The organism is Pseudomonas sp. NPDC088885, from assembly GCF_044750025.1.
Taxonomy (GTDB): Bacteria; Pseudomonadota; Gammaproteobacteria; order Pseudomonadales; family Pseudomonadaceae; genus Aquipseudomonas; species Aquipseudomonas rustica.
This window is the reverse complement of sequence record NZ_JBIVJB010000003.1, coordinates 89,777-107,313: the sequence shown is the minus strand read 5'-3', so window position 1 is coordinate 107,313 and position 17,537 is coordinate 89,777. Positions and strand designations below refer to the sequence as shown.

Genomic DNA, 17,537 nt, shown 5'->3' with positions numbered 1-17,537 from the left:
AATCAGGCGGTTTTACGAACAGGTACTGGCGGCAGCAACGCGTCGCCGTAGAAGCGCTGCGCAACGTCCGGATGTGAGCGCAAACGACCCTTGAGGTAGTTCCAGCCGACATCGCGAAACAGCGGATTGAGCGGATCACTCGCCGGCCCGCGCGCCTCGCGCAACAGCACGGTGGGCAACGGGTACAGCGGCACCACCGCATCGAGTTGCGCGCCGAGGAAGAAGGCGATCGACAGGCGTTCGCTGCCCGCCGGTGGCGATACCACGCGGTGCACCGTGGCGCGCAGATAACCGTTGGTGGCCAGTTCGAGTAGCTCGCCGATGTTCACCACCAAAGTGTTTTCGCGGGGTAATGCGTCGATCCAGCGGCCTTCTTCGACCTCGACTTGCAGCCCGGCCTGTTGGTCTTGCAGCAGAAAACTCAGGAACCCGGAATCCTTGTGCGCGCCGACGCCTTGATGGCTCGCCTCGCTCAACTGCCCGGGATAGCGCATCAGCTTGATGTGTTCGTTGGGTTTGTCACCGTAGAGCTGATCGAAGGCATCGGCGCGCAGTGACAGCGCCTGAGCGAAGGCACGCAGCAAGCGCAACGACATGCGCGTCATCGCCTGTTGCCATTCGAGCAGCAACGGTTTCAGTTCGGGGAGTGCCGCTGGCCATTGGTTGGGGCCTTGCAGCCGCGCCCACAATGGACTGTCTTCGTTTAACGGCAGAGCCTCACGCTCGGCGCCGAGATCAAACTGTTCGCGCTGATCGGGTTGCCCGCGAGTGATCTCGGAAGCCGCACGGTTGTAGCCGCGAAAATGCGGCGAATTGATCATGCCGACAGCAATTTTTTCGCTGTCGGGCAAGGCGAAGAACTGCCGGGCGTGGGCCTGCACTTGCTCGAGCAGCGTGCTGTCGATGCCGTGGCCGGTGAGGTAGAAGAAACCGACGTCACGGGCGGCGTGGCGCAGGCTTTCAAGAAATTGGTAACGCTGTTGTGCGGTGCCTTCGAACAGGGACAGGTCGAGGGTTGGCAGTGTGGTGATATCCAAGGTATGCGGCATGATTCACTCCTGGGTGAACCAAACCTGAAGAACCTTTGATCGATTCAGCGTGTGCCGTCATGGCAATCGGGGGTCTATCGGTTTGATGCGTTTATTCGTCGTTGAGGACAAAACTAAACGATCTTAAAAACGTCGGGCCAATATCTTTTTTGCATTACCTTAGGTCTGTTTTCCCCTCACCCCAACCCTCTCCCAGAGGTAGAGGGGGCCGACCGTGGTGTCTGGCGTGATACATCGACCTGAAAGATCGTGGCGATTATGGATTCGGCAGAAAACGTTCAGGTTGGCGTATCTCGCGAGCATCCCCCATTCAGCCCTCTCTCGCCCAAAGGTAGAGGGGCCGACCGCGTTGCCTGGCGTGATACATCGACCTGAAAGATCGTGGCGATCATGGATTCGGCAGAAACCGTTCAGGTCGGCGTATCTCGCAAGCATCCCCCATTCAGTCCCCTCTCCCTCCGGGAGAGGGTTAGGGTGAGGGCCACAAACGACGCGGTATCAATCCGTTTGCAACGCGCGCGGGCGCTGGCTGCGTTGTTCGGCGCTGGCGTCTGGCGCGGGTTGCAGCTGGAAGTCGAACTTGAGTTTGGCGTGGCGTCCCAACGTTTCGTGCTCATGGAACACCACCTCGCCGATCAACCCTTCGCGGGTCGCGTAAGCAAAGTCATCCCACAAATATTGATCGCCCGACAGATTGATCTGCGTGGTCAGGTGTCGATGCCCCGGTGCGCCGATAAAAAAGTGCACATGCGCCGGACGCTGACCGTGACGACCGAGCAAGTTCAGACATTCCTGCGTCGGGCCCTGCGGGTCGCAGCCATATCCGGAGGGAACGATGCTGCGTGCGCGGTAACAGCCTTCGGCGTCGGTGATGATCCGGCGGCGCAGGTTGTACTCGGACTGGCTCGGATCAAAAAACGAGTAGGTGCCTTTGGTATTGGCGTGCCAGACGTCGACTGTGGCGCCGGCCAGCGGCTGGCCGTGGAGGTCAAGCACCTGGCCTTGGAGAAACATCACCGTGGCAACGCCGTCCTCGCTGCCATCGTCCATGCGGCACTCGCCTTCACACAGCGGCGCACCCGCGACGTAGAGCGGCCCTTCAATGGTGCGCGGCGTGCCGCCGGTCAAGCCGATTTGCGCGTCTTTGGCGTCTTGGAGCAGATCGAGAAAGTGTTCGATGCCAAGACCGGCGACCAACAACCCCGCTTCCGAACGACCGCCCAAACGATTCAGATAGTCGACGGCTTTCCAGAATTCGTCTTCGCTGATTTCGAGGTCTTCGATGATTTTCGCGGTGTCCTGCAGTACGCGCAAAACGATGGTTTTCAAACGCGAACTGCCGTCGTCGTTGGTGAAGCCGGCGGCTTCTTTGAAGAAGGTTTGCAGCTCAGGCGTGTGGGCAATTTTCACGGTCATGGTGGGTTACCTCATCTTGTTGTTGTGTGGTTCATGCAGCAGTTGTGTCCAGCCGCGCAGCACCTGTGGGAGCGAGCCTGCTCGCGAAGGCGCTATGTCATTCAACATCTGTGGTGGCTGATCCACCGTCTTCGCGAGCAGGCTCGCTCCCACAAGGGCGGGCGGTATTCAGGGCTCAGCGGTCGTCGGCGTGGATCGACGACGGATGTCGGCAGAGCCCGTCGATCTCGATGTCCATGTAGGGGAACAACGGCAATTGCATCAGCGTGTCGTGCAGCGCTTCGACGCTTGGCAAATCAAACACGCTGTAATTGGCGTAATGCCCGGCGATGCGCCACAGATGACGCCACTGGCCTTCGCGTTGCAGCCGTTGCGCCAGTTCTTTTTCGTCAGCCTTGAGCCGGATGGCGATGGCCGGATCCATGTCGACAGGCAATTTCACGGTCATTTTTACGTGGAACAGCATGGTGGCTTTCCTCTGGTTGTGATCGGTTCAGGAACGGCGAAAACGCGCCAGTCGCTCCTCGTCCAGCGTCAGGCCAAGGCCCGGGCTGCGCGGGATGTGCAGGTGAAAATCGCGGTACTCGGGCCGTTCGGTGACGATGTCTTCGGTCAGCAGCAACGGCCCGAACAGCTCGGTGTCCCAAGTCAGTTGCTTTAGCGTGAGAAAGGCGTGCGCCGAGGCCAGCGTGCCGATGGAGCCTTCGAGCATGGTGCCGCCGTAGAGCGCGATGCCCGCGGCCTCGGCGATTTGCGCGGTTCTGAGCACGGCACGCGGGCCACCGTTCTTGGCGATTTTCAGGGCGAACACACTGGCCGCGCCGTCAGCGGCGAGGCTGAAAGCGTCCTCGACACTTTCAATTGATTCATCGGCCATGATCGGTGCCGGGCTGCGCTGATTCAGGCGAATCTGCCCCGAGCGGTTGACCCGCGAGATCGGCTGTTCAATCAGATCAATGCCGTTGTCGCCCAATACCTGGCAGCCACGAATGGCTTGGGACTCATCCCAATACTGGTTGACGTCGACCCGCACACTGGCGCGATCGCCCAAAGCTTTTTTGATCGCCACGACGTGCTCGAGATCCTGCTCCAACGGATTGGCGCCGATCTTCAATTTGAAGATGCGATGACGCCGTACTTCAAGCATCTGCTCGGCCTCGGCAATGTCGCGCGCGGTGTCGCCGCTGGCCAGCGTCCACGCGACTTCGAGGCTGTCGCGCACACGGCCGCCGAGCAGTTCGCTGACGGGCAGGCCGAGGCGTTTGCCCTGCGCGTCGAGCAGCGCGCTTTCGATGCCGGATTTGGCGAAGGTGTTGCCCTTGGCGATCTTGTCGAGCCGCTGCATCGCCGCGTTGATGTTGTTGGCGTCCATGCCAATCAATGCTGGCGCGAGATGCGCGTCGATGTTGGCCTTGATGCTTTCCGGGCTTTCATAGCCGTACGCAAGGCCACCGATGGTGGTGGCTTCACCGATGCCTTCAACGCCATCGCTGCAGCGCAAACGCAAGATCACCAGGGTCTGCTTCTGCATGGTGTGCATCGCCAGTTTGTGCGGGCGAATGGTCGGCAGGTCGACGATGATCGTCGTCAGGTTTTCAATCAGGATTCGCGGCATATCAATGCTCCTTGAGAAGTACTCAGCCGAGGTCGCCGCCACCGACCGGCAAGGTCACGCCGGTGATGTACGAAGCGTCGTCGGAGGCGAGAAAGAGGATCGCGCCGACCTGTTCATCGAGGCTGCCGTAGCGTTTCATCAGGCTGCTGTCGAGGGTTTGCGTGACGATTTGCTGGTACCAGGTTTGTTCTTGCGCCGACTGTTCGGCGTCGTTGCGCGGGATGCGCCGAGGTGGCGCTTCGGTACCGCCGGGTGCGGTGGCGTTGACGCGAATGCCACGCTCGGCGTTTTCGAAGGCCAGGCACGCGGTGAGTGCGTTGATGCCGCCCTTGGCCGCGCCATACGGCACGCGATTGACGCTGCGGGTGGCGATTGAGGAAACGTTGACGATGGCGCCGCTGCCTTGTTTGAGCATGTACGGCAGCGCGGCGTGGCAGCACCACAAGGTCGGGAACAGCGAGCGGCGCACTTCCGCCTCGATTTGTTCGACCTGGTAGTGCTCGAACGGCTTGGCCCAAATGGTGCCGCCAACGTTGTTGATCAGGATGTCGAGTCGATCGAAAGTGTTGATCGCTTCGGCCATGACCCGGGCGCAATCGGCGTATTGTTCGAGGTCGGCGGTCAGTGCCAGAACGCCCTCGCCTTGCAGTTCGTGAACCAGTTCGGAGCGGTCGACGGCGACCACTTGCGCGCCTTCGCTGAGCAGGCGCTCGCAGACGCGGCGGCCGATGCCTTGCGCCGCGCCGGTGACCAGCGCGACTTTGTTGGAGAATCTGTTGTTCATGACAACCTCGATGCAAACGAATATCGAAAACTGTGGTGAGGGATTTAGCGAAACGTCGCACCGCCCCGATGGGCTGCCGCGGCCCTTCTTTTCAGCAACAATCGCCGGGGACTGCTACGCAGTCCAACGGGGATAAATCTCCTCGCCACAGGTAAAGTCAGGATCCAAGTTGAGGGCAGGCCCACAGATGAGCGTCCGGCTCGGTAAATGGGATCAGGCTGCGGCGAATTTTTCGTAGTAGAAATTCGTCGGGGTGATGCCCTGCTCGCGGATGTATTGGCTGACCGCTTCCACCATCGGCGGTGGCCCGCAGAGGTAGACGTCGACATCGCCGTCATTGAGGTGGCGCGGTTCGATGTGCTGGGTGACGTAGCCCTTGAGCGGGTGTGCACTTTGCGGATTGGCGACGCAGGCGCCGAAGCTGAAATTGGCGATGCGTGCGGCAAAGGCTTCGAGGCGATCGAGTTCAACCAGATCAAAGTCATTGGTCACGCCGTAGATCAAATGCACCGGATGCGCGCTGCCCTGTTCGGCGATCTTTTCCAGCATCGCGGTGAACGGCGCCAGGCCGGTGCCGCCGGCGAGCAACAACAGCGGCCGCTTGATTTCGCGCAGGTAAAAACTGCCCAGTGGTCCGGCCAGATTCATGCTGTCACCGGCCTTGGCCAGACCGGTGAGAAAGCTGCTCATCAAACCGCCGGGCACGTTGCGAATCAGAAAACTGACCTCGCCATTCTTCTGCAACGAGCTGAAGGAATACGCACGACTGTGTGCACTGCCCGGCACTTGCAGGTTGACGTATTGCCCCGGCAGGAACGCCAGTTTGCTCAGCGCTTCGCCCTTGATCGACAGCGCGATGGTGCTCTCGGACAACTGCCGGACAGCGCTGATCGCCGCCTGAAAATTGGCCTGTTCGGTTTTGCAGACCTGCGAGCCAACCGGCACTCGCACCACGCAATCGCTTGCGGCGCGCATCTGGCAGGTCAGCACATAACCTTGTGCGAGTTCGTCAGCGCTCAAGGCGTCTTCGATGAAGTTGTCGCCCATCTCGTAACGCCCGGCTTCAGCGAAACACTTACAGGTGCCGCAGGCGCCGTCGCGGCAGTCCAGCGGGATGTTGATGCCTTGGCGATACGCCGCGTCGGCGACGGTTTCATGGCTGCCGGCCTCGATGAAACGAGTGACGCCGTCTTCAAAATTAAGGGCGATCTGGAAATTCATGGTGCACCTCGTCGTGTCGACTAGATGTGGTAGATGTCGATGACCTGACGGACGTAATCGTTTTTCAGCACGACTTTCTTGGCCTTGATCAGCGGCTGCTCTCCACGCAGATCAAGGGTGTAGAAACTGCTGCCGAAGTAGCTGTCGGTGACCTGATAACGAAAGCTCAGGGTGTGCCAGTTGAAGCGCACCTGGCACTGGTCGGCGCTGTGCTCGACGATCTCGATGTTGCTCAGGTTGTGCGAGGTGCGGGTGTCGGGAATCGTCGCGCTGGAGCGCTCGGTCTTGATCCGGAAGATGCGGTCTTCGAGGCCGCCACGGTTGCCGTACCAGATCAGCGAGATTTCGCTTTGCGGGTCTTCGGTGAGCGTGTCGTTATCGTCCCAGGCCGGCATCCAGAAAGTCGCGTCGGCAGCGTATAGCTCCAGCCATTGATCCCACTGGCCGTCATCGAGATAACGCGCTTCGCGGTAGAGAAAGTCGCGCACATTGTCGTAGAGGTTGCTCATCACACAGCCTCCACGGGAATCAGCTGTGGTTCGGCGGCAGCGGCTTTAAGCATGGTTTCCTGCCAGTACTTGTGTTGCAGCACGAACAGGCCTTCGTCTTCAGTGCGCATACCGGAGAGCAGCGGTTTCAGGTCGATTTCCTCGGCGGCAGCGTCGGCGCCTTCAACCCAATGGGTCGCGCCTCGGGACATGTCGTTCCAGCCTCGACCAGCGCCGTAGCCGGTCTGGCACGAACGGAACTCTTCCAGATCATCCGGTGTGGCCATGCCGCTGACGTTGAAAAAATCTTCGTACTGACGAATACGTTTCGCGCGCGCTTCGGCGCTCTCGCCTTTGGGGGCGATGCAGTAGATGGTGATTTCAGTCTTGTCGACCGAGATTGGCCGGGCGATGCGGATCTGCGAACTGAACTGATCCATCAGATACACGTTCGGGTACAGGCACAGGTTGCGCGAGTTTTCGATCATCCAGTCGGCGCGAGCCTGACCAAAATCACGCGCCAGTTCGTCACGACGCTCGTAGGCCGGGCGGTCTTCAGGGTTGGCCCAACGCGTCCAGAGCAGCAGATGGCCGTGATCGAAAGAGTAGAAACCACCGCCCTTCTTCGCCCAACTGCCGGCGCTCATGGTCTTGATCGCCTCACCCGCTCCGCGTTGCTGGCGCTGGTTCTGCGTCGCGGCGTAATTCCAGTGCACGGAGCTGACGTGATAGCCGTCGGCACCGTTTTCGGCGGTGAGTTTCCAGTTGCCTTCGTAGATATAGGAACTGGAACCGCGCAGTACTTCGAGACCTTCCGGCGACTGGTCGACGATCATGTCGATGATCTTCGCTGACTCGCCCAAGTGCTCGGTGAGAGATTTCACATCGGCATTCAGGCTGCCAAACAGAAAGCCGCGGTAGGACTCGAAACGCGCGACTTTGGTCAGGTCATGGGAGCCTTCGCAGTTAAAGCTTTGCGGGTAACCGGCCTCACTCGGGTCTTTGACCTTGAGCAGTTTGCCGCTGTTGTTGAACGTCCAGCCGTGGAACGGGCAGGTATAGCTGGAACGGTTGCCGGACTTGTGCCGGCACAGCATGGCGCCGCGATGGCTGCAGGCGTTGAGAAAAGCGTTGAGCACGCCGTCCTTGTTGCGCGCGATGAAGATCGGCTGGCGCCCCATGGTGGTGGTCAGAAAATCGTTGTTGTTGGGCAGTTGGCTTTCGTGGGCGAGGTAAATCCAGTTGCCTTCGAAGATGTGCGCCATCTCCAGTTCGAACAGGCGCGGATCGGTGAACATCTCCCGCTTGCAGCGGTAGGCGCCCTTCTCTTGGTCTTCTTCAAGCATGGCATTGAGGTAGTCGATTCCCAGGGACATGGCCAGGGCCTCCATTGTTATTGTTCAGGCCAGGTCAGATTAGGGAGGCGCAGCGCGGGGCAATAGCCGAATCCTGCAGATCGCTATCCGTTTTGTGCAGGACGGCGCGGCAGTTGATTCGGACTGTTTCGAAGGGCGATCAGTGGCGGCGTTTGAGGGTGTGCGACGGCAGTTCGCCGAACTGTTGGCGATAGTTTTCGGCGAAACGGCCCAAGTGCAGGAAGCCGTAATCCAGCGCCAGCTCCGTGAGGTTGCGCACCGGGCAGCTCGGGTCGTTGAGGCAGGCGTGAATACGCGCAAGTTTGCGCTGACGGATGTATTGCATCGGCGTGATGCCGAGTTGGCGTTCGAACAAGGTGTACAGCGAACGCGGGCTCATGCTTGCCTGCGCGGCCAGGTGTTCGGCGGGCAGATCGAGTTTCAGGTTGCGCTCGATGTAATCGAGGATGCGCTCGAAACTGACGCTCGGTGAACTGAGATTCTCACGGCTGACATTGGTGTTCATCAGCGAAATCAGTTTGCTGCCGATGATCTGTGCGTAGTGCTCTTGCACCCGCAGCAACGGATCGCTGGCCTCGGCTTCCTGGCAAATCATCGCGAGCAGATTGGTGAAGCCCTCCAGTTCGCTCAACTGATAGTGATTGCGCAGGAAGCGGATACCGCTCGAAGGTCGCAACCAGCGCTGCTCGTCGCACACCGACTCGAGCACGCTGACCGGCACTTTGAGGATGAATTTTTCGCAGTCGTCGGAGTAAGTCAGATCGACCGGATCATCCGGATTGATCAACAACAACTCGCCCGGCACCAAATGATGTTCACGTCTATGCCCGCGCCACAGGCAATTGCCTTGCAGCAGCACCTGCAGGTGATACACGGTTTCCAGCGCCAGCGACGTCACACGGACACTGCCGCCGTAACTGATGCGGCACAGATCGAGATCGGCAAGTTTGCGATGGTTGAGGCTGGCTTGCGGATGGGCGGTTTTGGACAGGCCAATGAAGTGCTGGCCAACGTGCTGATTGACGTAGTCGGAGACGGCATAGGGATCAGCGTGACGAAACACGCTGCTGCGATCACTCAGCAGATGACTGTCCATTAGGCGGTGCTCGATCTTGTCGTTATGGGGTGCACGGTTTTCAGGCTCACCGGTCACAGTACGCTTGCGTGCAAAAACCGGCAATTGGACGAAAGGTCGGGTATCCGCTAATCGAACACTTTGTGTTCAGTTTTTGAACGGCGTGCCGATAACGCGAATAAGCAAAAGCAACTTTCCCTGTCGAAATTAAAGGACACCCGCATGAGCGACGCCTGGAACGAAGGATATTTCACCGACGAAGGCTACACCTACAGCTATAGCCGCGAAATCAATCCGGTCTTCCAGCGTTACTGTTTGCTGCTGCGCGGTTTTGCCGGCCTGGAGACCACTGACGGCTATCACTGTGAACTCGGTTTTGGTCAAGGCGTGTCGATCAATATCCACGCTGCCGCCAACCCCGGTTCCTATGTGGGCACCGATTTCCATCCGGGTCAGGCTGGCCACGCCATAGCCCTGGCGAACAGCTGGAACAGTGACGCGCGGCTGTATGACGACAGTTTCGAACAACTGCTCGCGCGTAATGACTTGCCGCAATTCGACAGCATCAGCCTGCATGGCATCTGGACGTGGGTCAGCCGTGACAATCAGCAACTGATCGTCGAATTTGCCCGTCGTCACCTCAAGCCCGGTGGCCTGTTGTACGTCAGCTACAACTGTCTTCCCGGCTGGTCGCCTTCGGCGCCACTGCGCAATCTGTTCCGCCTGCACGACCGCTTTGCCACGAGCAGCTCCGCTCGCCCTGATCAGCGCATAGACGCCGCGCTGCAATTCTCCGAAGCGTTGCTGGCAGCCAACCCGAACTACGCCGGCACAGCCCCTGGCCTCAATGCCCAACTGCAGAGCATCAAAGGTCAGAATCGCCAATACGTCGCCCACGAATACTTCAATCGTGAGTGGAACTGTATGTATTTCACCGACGTGGTCGACGCCTTCGCTCCGGCCAAACTCGACTACGCCGCGACCGCTGTCCCACTGGACACGGTCGATCCGCTCAACCTGAGCGCCGAAGGGATGGATTTCCTCGAAGGCATCGATCACCCGATCATGCGCGAGCAAGCGCGGGACTATTTCGTCAATCAGAATTTCCGCCGAGACCTGTACGTGCGCGGCGCCAACCGATTGTCTGCGGCAGAACAACGCCAGGGGCTGTTGAATACGCGCTTTATTCTGTTGCAGCCGGCGGAAAGCGTCGCCGCCAGCGTCAAGGGCCCGGCCGGCGAAGCGGCGTTGCAAGCCGAAGTGTACGGCCCGGTGCTTGAAGCACTGGCGGCCGATGCGTATGTCGCGAAGACTCTGCGCCAGCTCTCAAGCGCGTTGCCCGAAATGCCTTTTGACGATCTGCTGCAGGCCCTCAGCGTACTGATCGGGATGAGCGCTGCCGCACCGTGCCAAAGCGAAGCCGCCGAGCGACTGGTGCAAGCGCGTTGCAGCACGCTCAATCTGCAATTGTGCAAACGTTCGTTGCTGAGCGACAAAATCCAGGTACTGGCCAGCCCGGTGACGGGCGGTGGCATCGTGGTCAGTCGCTTTCATCAGTTATTCCTGATCTCGCTCAAGCAGGGCAAAAAACACCCGGCGGATTGGGCACAACTGGCGTGGGCGGTGCTGGCCGAGCAAGATGTTGTCCTGGTTAAAAACAACCAGCCACTGAACACGGCCGAAGAAAACATTGCCGAATTGACGGAGCAGGCACACGCATTCGCCGCCGGTTCACTGGTGACGCTCAGGGCATTGAATATCGCCTGACCAAACGGCAGATGAAAAAAAACCCGGCTGATCAAGCCGGGCTTTTTCATTAAGGCCTGCGGTAAAACTGCGCATTCAGGCGTTACGGCGTTCGAGCAGACGGTCGGCGCCACCCTCGGCAACCAGATTGCCCTTCAGTCGATCCGAACCGTCGGCGGCCACGGCATCACTGAACAGAGGATCGGTTTCGTTCGCGGCGACCGCGTCACTGAACAACCGGTCGGTTTCCGTTGCGGCAACCGCGTCACTGAACAGCGGATCGGTTTCAGTCGCAGCAAAGGCGTTCAGGGCGAAGAACGAGAAAGCAATGCCGAGCAGGATATGGCGTTTCATGGTGTGAGCTCCGTGGTGCAGTGGTTGGGTATGGCGCCGATCTTACGCCGCGCGATCAATATGAGAACTTCATTGAGTTGATGGTTGTTATTGACGTCATCAATGATGGAGACCTCCCAGATTGAGCTCATCCCGGCGAGCATTAACGTCAGTCACTTTCCTGAAGCGGTATGTCGACTATTCTCCAGACCAGAAACCGGCGAGCCTCAATAACTCAGGGAGAAAAACATGAAAGCAGCCATATGGGTGCTGGCGTTGGCGTCACTGGCAGGCTGTGCGGCACCCTCGATGAACGAACTGCGCCAGGAAGAACCGCGTCAGGTGCTGCATTCGAAAAAAGCCGTCAAGGTGATTGCCGACTGCGTACAGCATGGCTGGGAGAACCTTTCGGTGTTCGAGGGCCGATCCGGGGCCACTCAGGAACCGGGCAAGAAAGGCGCGATTACGGTCGCCACAACGGGCTCGGCATACTTCGTTGATATTCAGCCTGATGCGTCCGGTTCGGTGGCGAAATATTACGCATCGACCTATCGCTGGATATCCAGGAAGCACTTGGACACTGTGGAAAGCTGCCTGTAATTTGCCGCCTGGCCCACTGCGCAGAGGTGGGCCGGGATTACTTGCACTTGGCCAACACCACCTGACAGGTGTTCGGTGTGCCACCGGAACGTCCGGCGTAGCGGATGCAATTGTTCAAGGATTTCTGTCGGGCCATGTTCAGGCTGGAGCCCCACGCGAGACCGCCCTCGCCGACCGTTGGTAATGCCTTGGCGTAACAACTGTCGCCGACGCCTGATGGCGGATAGTGCTTTCGGCTCGAGCAGCCTGAGATCAACGTCAGGCTGATGACGATCAGCGCGAGCCAGGCCCACCCCTGACTCCGGCATCTCTGTAATCCGATCATCCTGTTTCACCTGCTGCAATGAGTCCTGACGAACTGAGTCTACCCGGTATGCCCAAGGGTCATGTAGGAGCTGCCGAAGGCTGCGATCTTTTGATCTGTTTTTAAGATCAACATCAAGAGATCGCAGCCTTCGGCAGCTCCTACAATAATCCGATTAGCCCGCTACCTCTGGCCAACGCAGTCAAACTGTGGGAGCCGGCTTGCTCGCGAAGGCGGTGTGTCAGGTACCGAATTGTTAAACGAACGACCGCTTTCGCGAGCAAGCCCGCTCCCACACTTGGAACTGAGTACATCAAAAGAAAACTGCGCGCCCCTCAGGCCGCCATCGCTGGCAAGCCAGTTCCCACAGTGTTTTGGGTGCGACCGGAATATTGGATGCACCGCAGAAACCTGTGGGAGCGGGCTTGCTCGCGAAGGCGTCGGCACATTCAAAACCATCGTGGCAGACACACCGCCTTCGCGAGCAAGCTCTGCTCCTACAAAAGCAAAAACAACATCAAAAGATCGCAGCCTTCGGCAGCTCCTACACAGGATGAGCGCAAGCTCGGCTGCAGCTTTTGATCTTGCGCTACCCGCCCCGTCGGAAGGCTGAGTGGAGGGATTTATCCGGGGGTGGGAGCGCAGCGACCGTTTGGCGCAGCCAAATGCATCGAGAGGAGGTGCAGCGCAGCAAACCGGAGGCGATGCGCCCGGATGAATTCCGTAACGAAGGAACCCCGAGCCCCAGCGAGCGGGCCGAACGCTGGGGCAAAGCCTTTTGGGTTACCTTTTCGGCGTCTGGAAAAGGTGACCCGCCGTAAGGGCGGAACCCTAAGCCGCCGTTACCGCAGCAATGGATATGTACCCAGTCAACAAAAACACAGTCGCCTAACAGGACGCCATCGCCAGCAGGCTAGCTCCCACAGGGGATTACAGTCGTTCACTGAGAAGTGGCCTGTCGATACTGGCGAGGGGTGAAACCGGTAGAGGCCTTGAATTGGCGAGTGAACGCACTGTGATCGGTGTACCCGCATTGCAGCGCAACGTCAGTGATCGGCAAATCGCTATGCAACAAGCGATGCGCATGCTCCAGCCGCACTTTCTGAATCATCTGCCGAGGCGTCAAATGGAACACGCGCTTACAGTAACGCTCCAGTTGCGCAACGGAAATACCAGCAATCCGGGTCAATTCCACCAAGGTCACCCGACGATTGAAATTCGCCCGAATGTGCTCATCGACAGCCGCCAATCGCTCAAACGCTGGATGCGTTTCACTGGCCGATTGCAGATCCACCGAAATCCCCGCCAGCCCGATAATCGCCCCGTCACGGTTGTACAGCGGCTGCTTGTGCGTCAGGCACCAGCCCGGTTCGCGACTGCCGTACAGGTGTAGCTCAAGCTGATCCTCCAGCACAAAGCCCTCCTCCAGCACTTTGCGATCCTGCTCGGTATAGCCCGGGCCGAGTTGCGCCGGGAATACCTGCGCACTGGTTTTACCGAGCAACGGACGCAAATCCTTCAAGCCACAACGCTGCACCAACGTGCGGTTGGCGAGCACGTAACGCGCCTGCGTGTCCTTGATAAAAATCGCCGCATTGGGGATCACGTCGAGCATCGGCAACAGCAGCGCCGCACCGGCCAGTAACTCCTCCAGGGTCTGCGGACGATGGCCGCCGATGCCTTGGGACAGGATCGAAAACGCTTGCTGCATTACGGATTCCTCTTCAAACGCGGATCGGCCAAGTGCCCGCCCTGCGGCGTTCGCGTGCAGATTGCAGGATCAATGCAGGCCTGTCGAGGGCCGCGATTAATCTGCGCCATTATGCTGATTTCGTCATCCAACCCGCCGCAAAACATCAATCGCCATGCCGTCGATGAGTTCAAAGTCTGGCCGTCCCAGTGACACAACTGCCTATCCAATAACTCACAAGAAGGCGATGCCATGTCAGGCCAAGGCAAGTTCAAAAAACAGCTTTCACTGATCGACCTCACATTTATCGGGCTCGGAGCGATCTTCGGTTCTGGCTGGTTGTTCGCGGCCAGTCACGTGTCGGCGATTGCCGGGCCGGCGGGGATTTTCTCCTGGTTGCTGGGCGGTTTTGCCGTGTTGTTGCTGGGCATCGTTTACTGCGAACTGGGCGCGGCTTTACCGCGTGCCGGCGGCGTGGTGCGTTACCCGGTTTACTCCCACGGGCCGCTGCTCGGCTACCTGATGGGCTTCATCACCCTGATCGCGTTTTCCAGTCTGGTGGCGATCGAAGTGGTTGCCTCACGCCAATACGCAGCGGCGTGGTTTCCCGAGCTGACCCAGACGGGCAGCGGCAACCCGACGATCCTCGGCTGGATGGTGCAGTTCGGTCTGCTCTGCGTGTTTTTCCTGCTCAACTACCGCAGCGTGAAGACCTTCGCCAAGGCCAACAATCTGGTCAGCGTGTTCAAGTTCATCGTGCCGCTGCTGGTGATCGGCGTGCTCTTCACCTTCTTCAAACCGGCCAACTTCCAGGTGCAAGGTTTTGCGCCGTTTGGCTTGTCCGGTATCGAAATGGCAGTGTCGGCGGGCGGCGTGATTTTCGCCTATCTGGGGCTGACGCCGATCATCTCGGTGGCCAGTGAAGTGAAGAATCCGCAGCGCACTATTCCCATCGCACTGATCCTCTCGGTGCTGCTGTCGACGTTGATTTATGTGCTGCTGCAAATGGCCTTTCTCGGCAGCATCCCCACCGAAATGCTCGCCAGTGGCTGGGCCGGGATCAGCAAAGAGTTTTCCCTGCCGTACCGCGACATCGCCCTGGCGCTAGGCGTGGGTTGGCTGGCGTATCTGGTGGTCGCCGATGCGGTGATCTCGCCAAGCGGTTGCGGCAACATCTACATGAACGCCACGCCGCGCGTGATCTACGGTTGGGCGCAGACCGGCACCTTCTTCAAAGTCTTCACCCACATCGACGAGAAATCCGGCATCCCGCGTCCGGCGCTGTGGTTGACCTTTGCCCTGTCGGTGTTCTGGACGTTGCCGTTCCCGTCGTGGGAAGCGCTGATCAACGTGGTCTCCGCCGCGCTGGTGCTGAGCTACGCCGTGGCGCCGGTGTCGGTGGCTGCACTGCGCCGCAATGCGCCAAACATGCCGCGTCCGTTCCGGGTCAAGTGCATGGGCGTGCTCGGGCCGGTGTCGTTCATCATCGCCGCGCTGATCGTTTACTGGTCGGGCTGGAACACCGTGTCGTGGCTGCTTGGCCTGCAAATTCTGATGTTCGTTGTGTACCTGCTGTGCGGCCGTTTCGTGCCGACCGCGCACCTCAATCTGGCCAGCCAGGTGCGCTCCTCGGCGTGGTTGATCGCCTTCTACGCAGTAACCATCGTCCTGTCGAAACTCGGCACCTTTGGTGGCCTCGGCATCCTCGCCCATCCGTTCGACACCATTGTCGTCGCCGTATGCGCCACCGGTATTTATTACTGGGGCGCCGCGACGGGCGTACCGGCGCATCTGCTGCGTCTGGAAGAAGACGATGAAGAAAGCGAAGTCGCCGCCCCTGCCTCGACCGTGACCGCGCGCCCTGCCGGCGCCTACTGAAATCATCCAACGGGATCTATTCATGAAAGAAGTACACGTCATTGATTCCCACACCGGCGGTGAACCCACGCGTCTGGTGATGAGCGGTTTCCCCGATCTGCCCGGCAACAGCATGGTGGAAAAGCGCGATGCCCTGCGCAATCAGCATGACGTCTGGCGCCGTGCCTGCCTGCTGGAACCGCGCGGCAACGATGTGCTGGTCGGCGCGTTGTATTGCGAACCGGTGTCGCCCGACGCCACGTGCGGGGTGATTTTTTTCAATAACGCCGGTTACCTCGGCATGTGCGGCCACGGCACCATCGGCCTGATCAACTCGTTGCAGTACCTGGGAAGAATCCAGCCCGGCGTGCACAAGATCGACACACCGGTCGGCCCGGTCAGCGCCACGCTGCATGACGACGGCTCGGTCACGTTGGGCAACGTCCCCGCTTACCGCCATCGCAAACAGGTGCCGGTGGATGTGCCGGGATTCGGCCGCGTCTTCGGCGATATCGCCTATGGCGGCAACTGGTTCTTCCTCGTTTCCGAACACGGCCAGACGCTGACGATGGACAACGTCGAACACCTCACCGCCTACACCTGGGCGATGCTCAAGGCCCTCGAAGACCAAGGTATTTACGGCGAAGACGGTGCGGTAATCGACCACATCGAACTGTTCGCCGATGACGCCAACGCCGACAGCCGCAACTTCGTCATGTGCCCCGGCAAAGCCTACGACCGCTCCCCGTGCGGCACCGGCACCAGCGCCAAACTCGCCTGCCTCGCCGCCGATGACAAGCTGCAACCCGGCGCGATCTGGGTGCAGGCGAGCATCACCGGCAGCCAGTTCGAAGGCCGCTTCGAATGGGAGGGCGAGCGCATTCGCCCGTTCATTACCGGCCGCGCCTACATGACCGCCGACAGCACCTTGCTGATCGACGAAACCGACCCGTTCGCGTGGGGCATCTGAGCCACCGCGCAGACTTTTCACCTCAATTTGAATGATGTGCCAAGGAGTTAAAACAATGAGCGACAACATCTTCACCGGTTGCATGCCGGCCCTGATGACCCCGTGCACCGCCCAGCGCAAACCGGACTTCGACGCGCTGGTGGCCAAGGGTCGCGAGCTGATCGACATCGGCATGAGCGCGGTGGTGTATTGCGGTTCGATGGGTGACTGGCCGCTGCTCACCGAGGCTGAACGTCAGGAAGGCGTGGCGCGTCTGGTGGCAGCGGGCATTCCAACGATTGTCGGCACTGGCGCGGTGAATTCCCGTGAAGCAGTCGCCCATGCGGCGCACGCGGCAAAAGTCGGCGCACAAGGTTTGATGGTGATTCCGCGCGTGCTGTCCCGTGCCGCTTCAGCGACTGCACAAAAAGCCCACTTCGCGGCCATTTTGCAAGCGGCGCCGAACCTGCCGGCGGTGATCTACAACAGCCCTTACTACGGTTTCGCCACCCGTGCCGATCTGTTCTTCGAACTGCGCCGCGAGTACCCGAACCTGATCGGCTTCAAGGAATTTGGCGGCGGCGCCGACCTGCGCTACGCCGCTGAAAACATCACCTCCAAAGATGAAAACGTGACGCTGATGGTCGGCGTCGACACGCAAGTGGTGCACGGTTTCGTCAACTGCAACGCCACCGGCGCGATCACCGGGATCGGCAACGCCCTGCCCCGCGAAGTGCTGCAACTGGTTGCGCTGAGCAAAAAGGCTGCCCAAGGAGATGCGCAGGCGCGGCGTCAAGCGCGAGAGCTGGAATCGGCGCTGGCAGTGCTGTCGTCGTTCGATGAAGGCTGCGATCTGGTGCTGTATTACAAGCATCTGATGGTGCTCAACGGCGACAAGGAATACACCCTGCACTTCAACGAAACCGATGCGTTGAGCGACTCGCAGCGGCGTTATGCCGAGAAGCAGTACGCGCTGTTCCGTCACTGGTACGAGAACTGGTCGGCGGAACAGAACTTCGCCTGATCCTTGCTTT

General features: G+C 59.6%; 17 protein-coding genes. 5 read left to right on the top strand and 12 right to left on the bottom strand.

Translation table 11 applies throughout. The annotated features are described in order from the left end of the window. Positions 1-2: 2 nt before the first annotated feature. The 9 genes from ACIP1X_RS04160 to ACIP1X_RS04120 all read right to left on the bottom strand — a co-directional run bounded on the left by ACIP1X_RS04160 (position 3) and on the right by ACIP1X_RS04120 (position 9,045). Positions 3-1,049, bottom strand: coding sequence for an isopenicillin N synthase family dioxygenase (locus ACIP1X_RS04160; protein WP_400749592.1), 1,047 nt, complete (start codon positions 1,047-1,049; stop codon positions 3-5). Between the two features lie 498 nt (positions 1,050-1,547). Next, positions 1,548-2,465, bottom strand: coding sequence for a catechol 1,2-dioxygenase (gene catA / locus ACIP1X_RS04155; RefSeq protein ID WP_400749589.1), 918 nt, complete (start codon positions 2,463-2,465; stop codon positions 1,548-1,550). A gap of 175 nt (positions 2,466-2,640) precedes the next feature. Next, complete coding sequence (gene catC, locus ACIP1X_RS04150) at positions 2,641-2,931, bottom strand: muconolactone Delta-isomerase (protein ID WP_400749586.1); 291 nt, start codon at positions 2,929-2,931, stop codon at positions 2,641-2,643. Positions 2,932-2,958: 27 nt separating this feature from the next. Continuing rightward, positions 2,959-4,080 (bottom strand): muconate cycloisomerase family protein, encoded by a 1,122-nt coding sequence (locus tag ACIP1X_RS04145; protein ID WP_400749584.1) that lies wholly within the window; start codon positions 4,078-4,080, stop codon positions 2,959-2,961. Positions 4,081-4,102: 22 nt separating this feature from the next. Next, a complete protein-coding gene (locus ACIP1X_RS04140) occupies positions 4,103-4,864 on the bottom strand; it encodes a 1,6-dihydroxycyclohexa-2,4-diene-1-carboxylate dehydrogenase (RefSeq protein WP_400749581.1) in 762 nt (253 codons plus the stop codon). 213 nt (positions 4,865-5,077) lie between these two features. Further along, the gene (gene benC / locus ACIP1X_RS04135) at positions 5,078-6,085 is read right to left on the bottom strand and encodes a benzoate 1,2-dioxygenase electron transfer component BenC (protein WP_400749578.1); all 1,008 of its coding nucleotides are present in this window, start codon (positions 6,083-6,085) and stop codon (positions 5,078-5,080) included. A 20-nt stretch (positions 6,086-6,105) separates the two neighbouring features. Continuing rightward, entirely contained in the window at positions 6,106-6,594 is a 489-nt protein-coding gene (gene benB / locus ACIP1X_RS04130) for a benzoate 1,2-dioxygenase small subunit (RefSeq protein WP_053119548.1), read from the bottom strand. Next, positions 6,594-7,949, bottom strand: coding sequence for a benzoate 1,2-dioxygenase large subunit (gene benA / locus ACIP1X_RS04125; RefSeq protein WP_400749575.1), 1,356 nt, complete (start codon positions 7,947-7,949; stop codon positions 6,594-6,596). The genes benB and benA overlap by 1 nt, the downstream gene beginning before the upstream one ends. A 139-nt stretch (positions 7,950-8,088) precedes the next feature. After that, a complete protein-coding gene (locus tag ACIP1X_RS04120; protein WP_400749572.1) occupies positions 8,089-9,045 on the bottom strand; it encodes an AraC family transcriptional regulator in 957 nt (318 codons plus the stop codon). Between the two features lie 201 nt (positions 9,046-9,246). Between ACIP1X_RS04120 and ACIP1X_RS04115 the strand changes: the two genes are divergently transcribed. Beyond that, positions 9,247-10,791, top strand: a complete 1,545-nt coding sequence (locus ACIP1X_RS04115; protein ID WP_400749569.1) for a class I SAM-dependent methyltransferase — start codon at positions 9,247-9,249, stop codon at positions 10,789-10,791. Between the two features lie 75 nt (positions 10,792-10,866). On the opposite strand, the gene ACIP1X_RS04110 is transcribed toward ACIP1X_RS04115, so the two are convergent. Beyond that, a complete protein-coding gene (locus tag ACIP1X_RS04110; protein ID WP_400749566.1) occupies positions 10,867-11,124 on the bottom strand; it encodes a hypothetical protein in 258 nt (85 codons plus the stop codon). A 228-nt stretch (positions 11,125-11,352) separates the two neighbouring features. Between ACIP1X_RS04110 and ACIP1X_RS04105 the strand changes: the two genes are divergently transcribed. Beyond that, entirely contained in the window at positions 11,353-11,703 is a 351-nt protein-coding gene (locus tag ACIP1X_RS04105; RefSeq protein WP_400749564.1) for a hypothetical protein, read from the top strand. Between the two features lie 37 nt (positions 11,704-11,740). Here ACIP1X_RS04105 and ACIP1X_RS04100 read toward each other — a convergent pair whose 3' ends face one another. Further along, positions 11,741-12,028 carry a hypothetical protein gene (locus ACIP1X_RS04100; RefSeq protein ID WP_400749561.1) on the bottom strand — a complete coding sequence of 96 codons (288 nt, stop codon included), beginning with the start codon at positions 12,026-12,028 and terminating at the stop codon, positions 11,741-11,743. Positions 12,029-12,947: 919 nt separating this feature from the next. Then, on the bottom strand, positions 12,948-13,718 hold the full coding sequence (locus ACIP1X_RS04095; RefSeq protein WP_400749559.1) for a helix-turn-helix domain-containing protein: 771 nt from the start codon (positions 13,716-13,718) through the stop codon (positions 12,948-12,950). 231 nt (positions 13,719-13,949) lie between these two features. Here ACIP1X_RS04095 and ACIP1X_RS04090 point away from each other — a divergent pair, with 231 nt between their 5' ends. Genes ACIP1X_RS04090 through ACIP1X_RS04080 form a run of 3 tightly spaced genes read left to right on the top strand, consistent with a single transcriptional unit; the run spans position 13,950 to position 17,527 of the window. Continuing rightward, positions 13,950-15,575: an APC family permease gene (locus ACIP1X_RS04090; protein ID WP_400749556.1), complete on the top strand. Its 1,626-nt coding sequence runs from the start codon at positions 13,950-13,952 to the stop codon at positions 15,573-15,575. 22 nt (positions 15,576-15,597) lie between these two features. After that, positions 15,598-16,524, top strand: coding sequence for a 4-hydroxyproline epimerase (locus tag ACIP1X_RS04085; RefSeq protein ID WP_400749553.1), 927 nt, complete (start codon positions 15,598-15,600; stop codon positions 16,522-16,524). A gap of 55 nt (positions 16,525-16,579) precedes the next feature. Beyond that, complete coding sequence (locus ACIP1X_RS04080) at positions 16,580-17,527, top strand: dihydrodipicolinate synthase family protein (RefSeq protein WP_400749550.1); 948 nt, start codon at positions 16,580-16,582, stop codon at positions 17,525-17,527. The last annotated feature ends 10 nt before the right edge of the window (positions 17,528-17,537 follow it).